The organism is Yoonia sp. R2-816, assembly GCF_046762905.1.
Taxonomy (GTDB): domain Bacteria; phylum Pseudomonadota; class Alphaproteobacteria; order Rhodobacterales; family Rhodobacteraceae; genus Yoonia.
Genome location: NZ_JBKQXN010000253.1, coordinates 1 through 10,458, shown reverse-complemented (window position 1 = coordinate 10,458; position 10,458 = coordinate 1). Strand labels below are relative to the sequence as shown.

At 51.6% G+C, this 10,458-nt stretch carries 3 protein-coding genes and 1 pseudogene; 2 read left to right on the top strand and 2 right to left on the bottom strand.

Going from position 1 to position 10,458, the window contains the following annotated elements:
* Nucleotides 1-414: 414 nt before the first annotated feature.
* A complete protein-coding gene (locus ACFWW2_RS16575; RefSeq protein ID WP_393929738.1) occupies nucleotides 415-657 on the bottom strand; it encodes a hypothetical protein in 243 nt (80 codons plus the stop codon).
* Nucleotides 654-813: pseudogene (locus tag ACFWW2_RS16570) on the bottom strand (transposase); the annotation flags it as partial. The pseudogene ACFWW2_RS16570 and the gene ACFWW2_RS16575, both read right to left, overlap by 4 nt.
* A 504-nt stretch (nucleotides 814-1,317) precedes the next feature.
* Here ACFWW2_RS16570 and ACFWW2_RS16565 point away from each other — a divergent pair.
* Complete coding sequence (locus tag ACFWW2_RS16565) at nucleotides 1,318-1,902, top strand: hypothetical protein (RefSeq protein WP_393929736.1); 585 nt, start codon at nucleotides 1,318-1,320, stop codon at nucleotides 1,900-1,902.
* Nucleotides 1,899-10,458, top strand: an 8,560-nt coding sequence (locus tag ACFWW2_RS16560; protein WP_393929734.1) for a cadherin-like domain-containing protein, incomplete at its 3' end; no start/stop codon positions are given. The genes ACFWW2_RS16565 and ACFWW2_RS16560, both read left to right, overlap by 4 nt.

The window sequence follows — 10,458 nt, the reverse complement described above, 5'->3', positions numbered from 1 at the left end:
CTAGAGGCGTGTCTCACAAATGGTACCTGCTATTCCTACAAGCGTGACCCTAAGCAGCCATAGACGAAGTTGCAACGAATGTCCCCTTGGTCCCGCTGACCAGCCAATCCTGCCCGGAGATCGAATGGCCGGTTCGGGCTGATTCTGTTGAAAAACTCGAAAATTTGACAGCTACAGTTTTCTGCCAGAATCCATTGTGACCGCCCATTCGAAACCAAGCGCCCGGTGGGGCCTCTGAGAGCCTCAGACATTACTAAGACAGGTCTGAGGCCGACCCCCTCAATGAATTTTCAGAAGGGGCTCCATTCGGCAAGTTTTTCAACAGTATCGGCTGGCCCCAGTCATCCGAGTAAAGTCGTCAGATGTCGGCAGCCAGCCCAGAGCGTGGGAAGCTGCGTTGTCAACGAACGACAACTATGCGGGATGGTCTGAATAGAATATATCTACATCGCCTCGCTCAACCAACGCCTGTTGCCCACAGGCCGCAGCGCGTAGGCTGTAAGGCTCGTTACGGGTGAGCACCGCCCAGACGATCCGGGCTGTCTTGTTGGCCATGGCGACAGTCGCGACAGGGGCGGACTTTCGCTCCAGCAATGACGCCAACCACTTACTGGCGCGTTCAGGGTGTGACCGTGTTCGTCGGACCAGTGATGTCATACCAACGACGAGCAATGACCGTAGATATTGATCACCCATCTTTGTAATTCGACCGAGCTTCTCATTGCCGCCGCTGGATTTGTTTGCGGGCGTCAGGCCCAACCAGGCAGCAAATTCCCGGCCGTTTCGGAACTGATGTCCGTCGCCGATAGTCGATCGCCGCAACCGACATCTACTGGCAATGAAGCCTGACCCTAGGACCCCATCATAGATGATAGCTATCTAAATATAGAAACACAGTATTTCCCAACGCGCTAACCCGGCCCTATCCAGAAACAACGCTTTGCATAGGCGTCAATTCAGGAAGCTCCAGATGTGTTTGTATCTCAACAAAAGTCTGCCCGAAGGTTGGGTCAGTGATTGCCATTGCCAGCAATGAACTCAGTCTTTGATTGCTAGCATCACGAGTGGTCACCATCTCATCGCCTCTGATCCTGCAGGCAAAGTGATGAGCTTTGGTTTATGCCTTGTCGGCGGGCGCGGGGTTTTCCTCGTAACCCCCATATCGGCAGTAAAATAAGAAATATAGGACATACATCCAGTGCGCGTTATGACAGAGCCACCCGCCACTTAATCGATGACCGCTGATAATGCTGTCATCCATTTGCTTAGGTTTGAGCGACCAAACAAAAAAGAAAATAGAATTAGGATACTTGTGCGATGATCATTGATGCAGATGGAACGAAGCACTTCACCGAAGCCGACAAACACAGTCCCGGTCCTTATGGAAAGTCAGGCAAGGAAGAAATTTTTAAAACTCAGGGCGGCCTCCGCTTTTGGTTTGATATTGATGAGAGCTGCTTTCTGACGGACGACCCTAACATTTACATCTATCATTATAGGGATGCGTTTATCCAAACACACCGGTCGGCCTTTTTCCTGCATATCCGTGGGCGCACAATATCTTTTTCAAAGACTATGAAGGAGAACGGGTTTTTTAACGACCATATTGCTACGCGACGCGATGATGGATCATATTTCTGGGAGATCGGCGGGATTGGTGTGCTCTTCCGCAATCCAGGAAAAGCCGAGCGGACAAAAATTGCATTAAGCAACGCTCAGAAGTTCCGCTCCCGTGAAGAACAGGACTTTGCGATTTCCTTCATAATAGACGCGCTATCCAGATACAGCGGAGAGGTACTAGGAATGCGCCTTGGTGAACCACAGAGCGCAGATGTCAGTTTTTCTAAAAAGATCAAGGAAAAATTGGCCAACGGGGATTTGATCGAGGGAGTGGAGCAATGAGTGAATTGGATGCACTACTCGCCGAAGCAGAAGCGTTAGGCGGCAACATAACCCTCGACTTTTTGAGAGATGCCGTCCATAGCTTAGATGCTTCAATTCCTGATGGTGCGACGGCAACTTTTTCATCGGGAGAAACACCGCTTAATTCTTCTGTAGGCGACACCGCCGGTGATTTTGTTGCAAACCTATCGCTAGACTCCGAAGAAGCCTCAGGATCTGCGCGAATCGTTTCGATTGCCGATACAGATGCCGGAAAGTTTCTACAGGACTCTAGGGTTATAACTGCCATTAACCGTGCCGATGCACTGAGTCCCGGTTTCAGAGACGCAGTAAACGCAGCTACGCCTGACAGCCCTTGGGGGATTGCTTCGGCGCGCTATGCTGGAAACATATCGGGTGACATTGTTGCGGTTCTTCAAAACGCAGTGCCAGAACGAATTTTCGGAACAATCGAGTTGGAAGAGGCGCTTGGCAACTCCAATATCAAAACAATCAATGGCATTGATCGAGCCACGCTTTCCCAATTGCCGCTGGATGATGCGTTTGCCGCTGTCAAGGCGGTATCTACCGAAGCATCCATTGGACTAATTAACAAAGGCCTTTTGGATGGTACGATCAAAAAAAGCACATATTCCGAATTTGTTGAAAGTGTACTGCCCGAAGGAGAAGATATCTCCATTCGCACGGATGTTTTTTCCCAGGCAGATATCGATGGTTACAATGCACCGTCTTCCGGTTCTTATGGAGATTTCCCACTTCTTAAAATCGGAGTCCTCGGTGTTGTCATGGAAGGCGCACGGCAGCTTGGGCCATTTGGTGATATCATCGCCTATGCTTCGACCGAAGTGAGTGCAAACAGCCTGATTGAAGCAGGAGATGTAGAGGGGGCAGCGCGGCTCTGGACCGGGTATCTTTTCGAAACTGCCGGAGGGATCACACTTGGCGGTGCAGCTGCGTTTAGTACTCTGGAGCTGGGACCTTGGGTATCTGCGGGCGCAGGTTTGCTTGGGGGTATAGCAGGATCGCTGGGAGGGGGTCCCTTAGGTGGTTACTTATTTGATCAATACCCGGAGTTTTTCATGCCCCTCGCTGGTGGGCGTCTTGATCCGGACAGTATCGATGGTTGGCTCTATGGTACAGCTGAAGCGCCTAACGGGTGGGTAAATCCGATTAGCCATAAAGAGGGCATCTACGAGTTTCCAAGCGCCGAAAAAACGGCAGAGTTGAATGCTTGGCGAGACGCGCGCATCGCAAAAAATAATGAACAAGATGCTGTATGGCAAGGTCCAACGTTGACGGATGAGCAACAGGTTCAACTTGAAAACACGTTTGGCGGATTTTTAGATGCGGTTTTTAACACGACGTATGATGACGAGAGTCTGGCAGGCCCAGTTTACTCTGCGGACGACGGCTTTATTTGGGACAACTTTAGCTATTTTGACGACACGCTCGGGCATTTGAATAGCGCATATAATTTTATCTCAGCTCCGATTTCGACAATTTCAACTGGCCTCACCAATCTCGGGTTAGAAAGCAGTTTTGTAAGCAACGTGTGGCAAGACGCGAACGATTACCTGAATGATTTCACGTTCGAATTTGCAAATGAGACCTATACCTACCTGACCAATCAGACGACGGTGGTTTTTGACGCCATCGACGCGTATTTCCCGTCCACGTTGTTGACAAACACCATCCTAAGCCCGGTGAGCGATTTACTCACGCTCCCATTCGAGTTTTTCGGTGGATTGATGAACCATGTCAGCCCGCTTGTGCTTGACCTGGATGGTGATGGAGTCGAGTTGACCCATACATATGACGAAAACGTTTACTTTGACATCGATGCGGACGGGTTTGCCGAACGTGTGGGTTGGGTTGGCCCGGATGACGGTCAGTTGGCGATGGACTGGAACGGCAATGGCACAATTGATGACATCACCGAGCTTTATGGTGATGACCAGATGCCAGCCTTCGACAAGCTGCGCCTGCATGATACGAATCTGGACGGCGTGATCGACGTAAATGACGACGACTTCGACGAGTTTCTCGTTTGGCGTGACCTCAATATGGATGGGATAAGTCAGGCTGAGGAACTTAGCTCCCTGACCGATCACGACATTGTTTCAATCTCGCTCGATGAGTCTGAAGAAGACTACTACGTGAATGAGAACTACGTTTCGTCATCTTCGACCTACCAGAAGGCCGGTGGAGAGACGTTCGAGGTTGTTGATGCCCATTATCTGAACGACAATATCAATACTTGGTACAAGGGTGCTGAATCCCAGGTTTTTGGCAGCCAGGTGGAAATCAAACTTGAGGCTCTGCTTCTTCCGCAATCGCGGGGATACGGTTCCCTGGCTTCGATGCATCTCGCATTGAGCGATGACCCGGTTCTCAGCCTGATGATGACGACGCTTGCGACAATGCCGGTTGAGTATCTCAATGAAGCACCGGGTCTTGTGGAGGATATTCTGCTCCAATGGGCGGGTGTTTTCGACAATGATCCCGACGCGCGATCTGAAGGGCTTGGCAGCAACATAGACGCACGCAAGGTCGATTTCCTGGAAGAATTTGGCGGTGTGACATGGCTACAGCGTGGCGCAACGCCGGATGTTGGCGTAAACGCCTCGCTGGGCATTCAAAAAGCCTTTTCAATGATTCACGGGGTCATGACCCAACGTTTCCTGGTGCAGGGGCCGCTGAAAGAGATCTTTCCGGACGCGACCTACGAGTTTGCATCGGATCAACTGTTATTGAACGCAACCCTTGATGTAATCACCCAACTGGCAACATCTTACAGTGCTGGGCTGACAGAAGAGCAGGCGCGAACCTTCTGGCTGCAACTGGCCGATATTCTCATTTTGAACGCCGATGAGTTGAATACAGATACTGCAACCATCAATACAACCTTGTCGCAACTGGCTGGCGAGGAGTTATTCGTCGGCGAGAAAACAATCACAGCGGATGACGGCGTTATTTATACGGGCTCCGATGGGGAAGCAGAAATCCTGAGCATAGCCACTCGTGTTGGGACGGATCAGGCGGATGTGATCTCCGGTGGTGGTGGTGGCGAATTCATCTTTGGAGAAGATGGCGACGATACTCTGCTCGGAAACAATGGGCATGACTTCCTGAGCGGCGGCGATGGTGATGATCGCCTTGAAGGGGGAGGCGACAATGATCGCCTTGAAGGCGGTTCCGGAAACGATGTGCTTGATGGCGGCGCCGACCGCGACATTTTGCGCGGAGAGGAGGGTGAGGATCAGCTCTTTGGTGGTGCGGGCAATGACAACATCAGTGGAGGCGATGGGGCCGATACGATTGATGGCGGAGAGGGCACGGACCAGCTTGACTACAATGACTCTGATGGTGCGGTGTACGTTAATCTAGCGGCTGGAGCAGCCGCTGGAGCCCATGCCGAAGGGGATACATTCACGAGCATCGAAGGCGTCAATGGTTCACAGTTTGCCGACGTCTTGATTGGCAACGGGCATGCCAACCTGATTAACGGCGAACGCGGCGACGACTTGATCTATGGTGGTGATGGCAATGACCACCTGTTCGGGGCGGATGGTGACGACGTGCTGTTTGGCCAAGGAGGAGATGATCTTTTTGTCGGCTATGACGGGGCTGAAACGTTTAATGGCGGCACAGGGATAGATACGATTGCCTATAACCACCCTTTTAATGAAGAAGGCGTTGTCGTGGATCTTTCCCGGGGCCGTGGTTTTTCTGGTGCCGCCGTGGATGATGTATACGTTGGTATTGAGAACATTAGAGGAAGTAAAAACAACGACGTGCTGATCGGGGACGATGGTGACAACGTCATCGCAAGCCTTGGTGGATTAGATGTCGTGATTGGCGGTGGCGGGAATGACACCCTGATTAGTTCTTCCGGTGAAGACGAGCTTTTTGGCGGAACCGGTTCGGACACGTTTTTCATGGTGAGCCGCGGTGAGACCACTTCGGATGACAGTCAACCCAAGGATAATGTCGAATCTAAGAAAATTCTTGTCGAGATCAGGGATCAGATTGCGACAATCCACGATTTTGACCTGTCCGATCCCAATGAAAGAATCGACCTGAGCCATCAGATGATCGATCAGGTTCTTCTGCAGCAATATGGACAGACAGACACTCTGATCACGCTTGATGGTGGTCGGAGGGTGCTTGTGAAGAACGCATTGCCCGATGAACTAACGATCGATCAGTTTGTGTTGCCAGACAATGTTGACCAAATTGTTGTTGATAGTCCTTTGGCAGGCAATGATCAGATCAAACGCGGCAGTGATTTGGCCAATTCGGTGAGCGGCTCCCTGGGTGCTGACGTACTGGAAGGGCTGGGCAGCGATGATATCCTGTATGGCTCACATGGGGACGATCAGTTGTTCGGTGGCACAGGGAACGATGCACTGGTAGGGGGTAAAGGAGCTGACATGCTTGACGGGGGAGCCGATACGGATATTGTCGGTTACTCTCTCTCTCATGAGGCCATCGCTGTTGACCTTGCTGCAGGAACGGCCAGCGGGGGTACCGCATCGGGCGATACATTCGTGTCCATCGAAGGAGTTAATGGCTCCAGATTTGACGATGTCTTAAGTGGAGACAGTCATGACAATCTACTTTCAGGTCATGAAGGTGATGACGTCCTGAATGGACGCGGTGGGGACAATACGCTGTTGGGTGGCTCTGGTGATGACAGGTTTGTCATCGAGGTCAATCCTGGTTCGACTACGACAATCCGGGATTACGAATTTGACAACACTGACGAGAAGATAGACTTGTCCGCATTTGATTTTGCGGGAGGCCTTCTGGAAATCGTGAAACAAGTTGATTGGAGCCATGTTGTACTCCGGCTTCCTGACGATCAGAATGTCATCATTGAGTTTACCGGACAGTATCAAGGCCTTGGTTTCAATGATTTTGTGTTCACAAATGGCCAAGCTCCCGGATTGATTACGACACAAACTGTTGGAACCTCCGGGTTTGACGTATTCATCGGAACGGACGACGACGATGTACATACTGGTATGCCGAATACCATCGCTGAAGAGGATGTTGTTGCTGGGGACTATTTTCAAACAGGCGAAGGCAACGACACCATTGTCTCGAACACTTACGCATTTGACTACATTAAGATTACACGCGGTGTGGGGATTAAGGATGCGATTTACTCGTTCAGAAGTGAAAACATCACAACGCATGTTGAAGCGTTCTCGCCAAACAACCTCCAAGTAGTATTCGACGAAAGCAATCAAACCGGCATTACGGAACTTGAGAATGCCAAGATAGACTTGACCGATTTTCCTGATATCCGCTCGTTCAGTGACATGGGCATCACCACTTCAGGGGACGACACGGTTGTTGACCTTGGCGCAGGGCAGACGCTCACTCTAAAAAACTATGTCGAAGGTGATCATGTTCTGAATATCTCAGTTTCCAATGGAAACTTTCATGCCACGATGCTGCGACGTTCGATAGATTCAAGTTCCTTCGATTTTTATGATGGCGAGTATACCGGAACCCACGAGGATGAAGCCTTGGTTGGAGGATCCGGAGCCGATACGATCGATGGATCTGGCGGAGATGATACCCTCGAAGGGAATGGCGGAAACGACAACCTGACAGGGGGCGATGGAGCAGACCGTTTCATAATCCTTGTCCATTCAAATACCACGGACATCGTTACGGACTTCGAGTACTGGAATCCGGGAGAAACCGTGGACCTCTCGGCGTTCTCGAACATCATTTCCGGTTTCACCGATATCAGCGCCAGGCTGTCACAACAGGGCGATGATGTGGTCCTTGATCTTGAAAATGGTCAGAAGTTGATATTCTCAGGTCTTGAGATTGATGATCTCAGCTATGCGAATTTCTCGTTTGCAGATGAAACTGTACCTGCTTCAACCAGCCAGCTGGAAGTACTTGAGGAAACAGAACGCGATACATACTCCATCAATGCCGACGACCTGCTTGATATCGTGTACTCGGATGAAGGAAGTCACCGCCAGATCGTTTCCATGAGTTCAGATCATGGGAAAATTCAAAGTGTCGGAAGCAGCCAATATGTTCTTTTGACAGATCCGGACTTTGAGGGAGACGTGATCCTCACCTATGAAGTTTTTGATGGCTTCAAAGAAACGACTGCGCAGACAACGTTGAATTTGATCCCTGGAAACGAAGCCCCCACATTCTCTGGACCGGTCGACTTGGGCGATATTGATGAGGATAACGTCCGGACGATTACCGAAGCCGAATTGCTGGCTCATGCGTCTGATGCAGATGGGGACCCTATGTCGGTCACCTTAGTGTCCGTTGACGCCTCTGTCGGAACGATCGAACTGGTTGCCGATGGACAATGGCTGTTTACGCCATTGCCCGATTTGAACGGTGAAGATTTCGAGATTTCCTTTGTGGTCTCTGATGGTGAGGATGAGAGTGAAGGCTCTGCATTTCTTGATTTGCGTGCCACGGAGGATGCACCTGAACTCTACAATGCGCTTGCAGATCATGCCTCGGATGAAGATGTGCCGGTTCTTCTGACCCTGCCGGACGATACCTTTGTGGACGTTGACGGGGATGCGTTGACATTGACCGCCACACAGAGTGATGGATCGAACCTTCCGGACTGGCTGACCTTTGACGGCGCCACTCGTACCTTCAGTGGAACACCGCCTGCGGAGTATAGCGGCACGTTCGATCTCACGGTCACTGCCTCGGATGGCACGTCTGACGTTTCCGACACATTCACGTTGGAGATTGTGGCGGTTAATGATGCGCCTGTGGTTATTGGTTCCGTCGATCTGGGCGGGATCGATGAGGATAACAGTCGGACGATTACCGAAGCCGAATTGCTGGCTCATGCGTCTGATGCGGAAGGGGACGCTCTGTCGGTCACTTCGGTGTCCGTTGGTGCATCTGTCGGAGTGGTGGAGCTGGTTTCTGATGGGCAATGGCTGTTTACGCCGTTGCCCGATTTGAACGGCGATGATTTCGAGGTTTCCTTTGTGGTCTCCGATGGCGAAAGCGAAACGCCTGGGACTGCAATCCTCGATCTTTGGTCCAAAGAGGATGCACCGGAAGTCAACAACTCACTTGCGGATCATGCCTCGGATGAGGATATGCCGGTCCTTCTGACCCTGCCGGACGATACATTTGTGGACGCGGATGGCGATGTGCTGACATTGACCGCCACACAGGGTGATGGTTCCAACCTTCCGGACTGGCTGGCCTTTGACGGCACCACCCGCACCTTCAGCGGCACACCACCCGCGGACTTCAATGGCACGTTCGATCTCATGGTCACAGCTTCGGACGGCACATCCGACATCTCTGACACGTTCACGCTGGAGATTGTGGCGGTCAACGATGCGCCAGTGGTCAGCGGTTCCGTTGATCTGGGCGGGATTGATGAGGACAGTGCCCGGACGATTACCGAAGCTGAGTTGCTGGCCCATGCGTCCGATGCAGATGGAGACTCTCTGTCGGTCACTTCGGTGTCCGTTAATGCCTCTGTCGGAACGATCGAATTGGTCGCTGACGGACAATGGTTGTTTACCCCGGTGCTCGATTTGAACGGTGATGATTTCGAGATGTCCTTTGTGGTCTCCGATGGCGAAAGCGAAACGCCGGGGACTGCAATTCTCGATCTTTGGTCCAAGGAGGATGCGCCGGAAGTTAACAATTCAATTGCGGATCATGCCTCAGACGAAGATATGCCGGTTCTTCTCACTCTACCTGAAGATACCTTTGCGGACGTTGACAGTGATGAGTTGACATTGACCGCCACGCAGGATGATGGATCGGACCTTCCGGACTGGCTCGCCTTTGACGGCGCCACCCGCACCTTTAGCGGAACACCGCCTGCTGACTTCAACGGCATGTTTGATCTCACCGTTACGGCCTCGGATGGCACATACGACGCCTTCGACACGTTCACGCTGGGGATTACACCTGTCAATGATGCCCCTGAAGATATCGCCTTGACGGGTTCGGAGGTCCAGGAGCGTGACGAAGGGGCAGTGATTGGCACGCTCTCGGTCAGCGATCCAGATGTTGGCGATACGTTCACCTATAGTGTTGATGATGACCGCTTCGAGGTTTTGGATAGCACCTTAAAATTGAAGGACGATGTCAGCCTGGATTACGAAAGCGAACCCCAGGTTGTTGTCACTGTCACAGCCACGGATACGGGTGATCTTTCAACCAGTGAGACCTTCACGCTTGATGTCGGGGACGTTTACGACCCGATCGTCAATTTAAGTGTCTTGATTACCGAAACATCGCGTGTCGCAACGTTGTCCGGGACAATGGACTATTACACGATTGCAACCAACAACGGTCTTATTGAACTGACCGCTCTCGGAGGAAGCGCTACGGTGGGCGGTGTTAACACGTTCCACTTTGAGGATGATGACAGCGAGTTTACCATCAGACTGGAAGCGGAGCAGCGGGTCAGCGATAATCTCGGTACGGACACGATAAGCGCCTTTGCCCGCTCCACAGCGCTTGTCAATGGTGGCTATGTGGTCACCTGGACAAGTAGTCAGGCCGATGCTG

Coding starts and splice junctions, on each gene's coding strand:
- ACFWW2_RS16575 (WP_393929738.1), bottom strand. CDS start 657: ATGACATCACTGGTCCGACGAACACGGTCACACCCTGAACGCGCCAGT.
- ACFWW2_RS16565 (WP_393929736.1), top strand. CDS start 1,318: ATGATCATTGATGCAGATGGAACGAAGCACTTCACCGAAGCCGACAAA.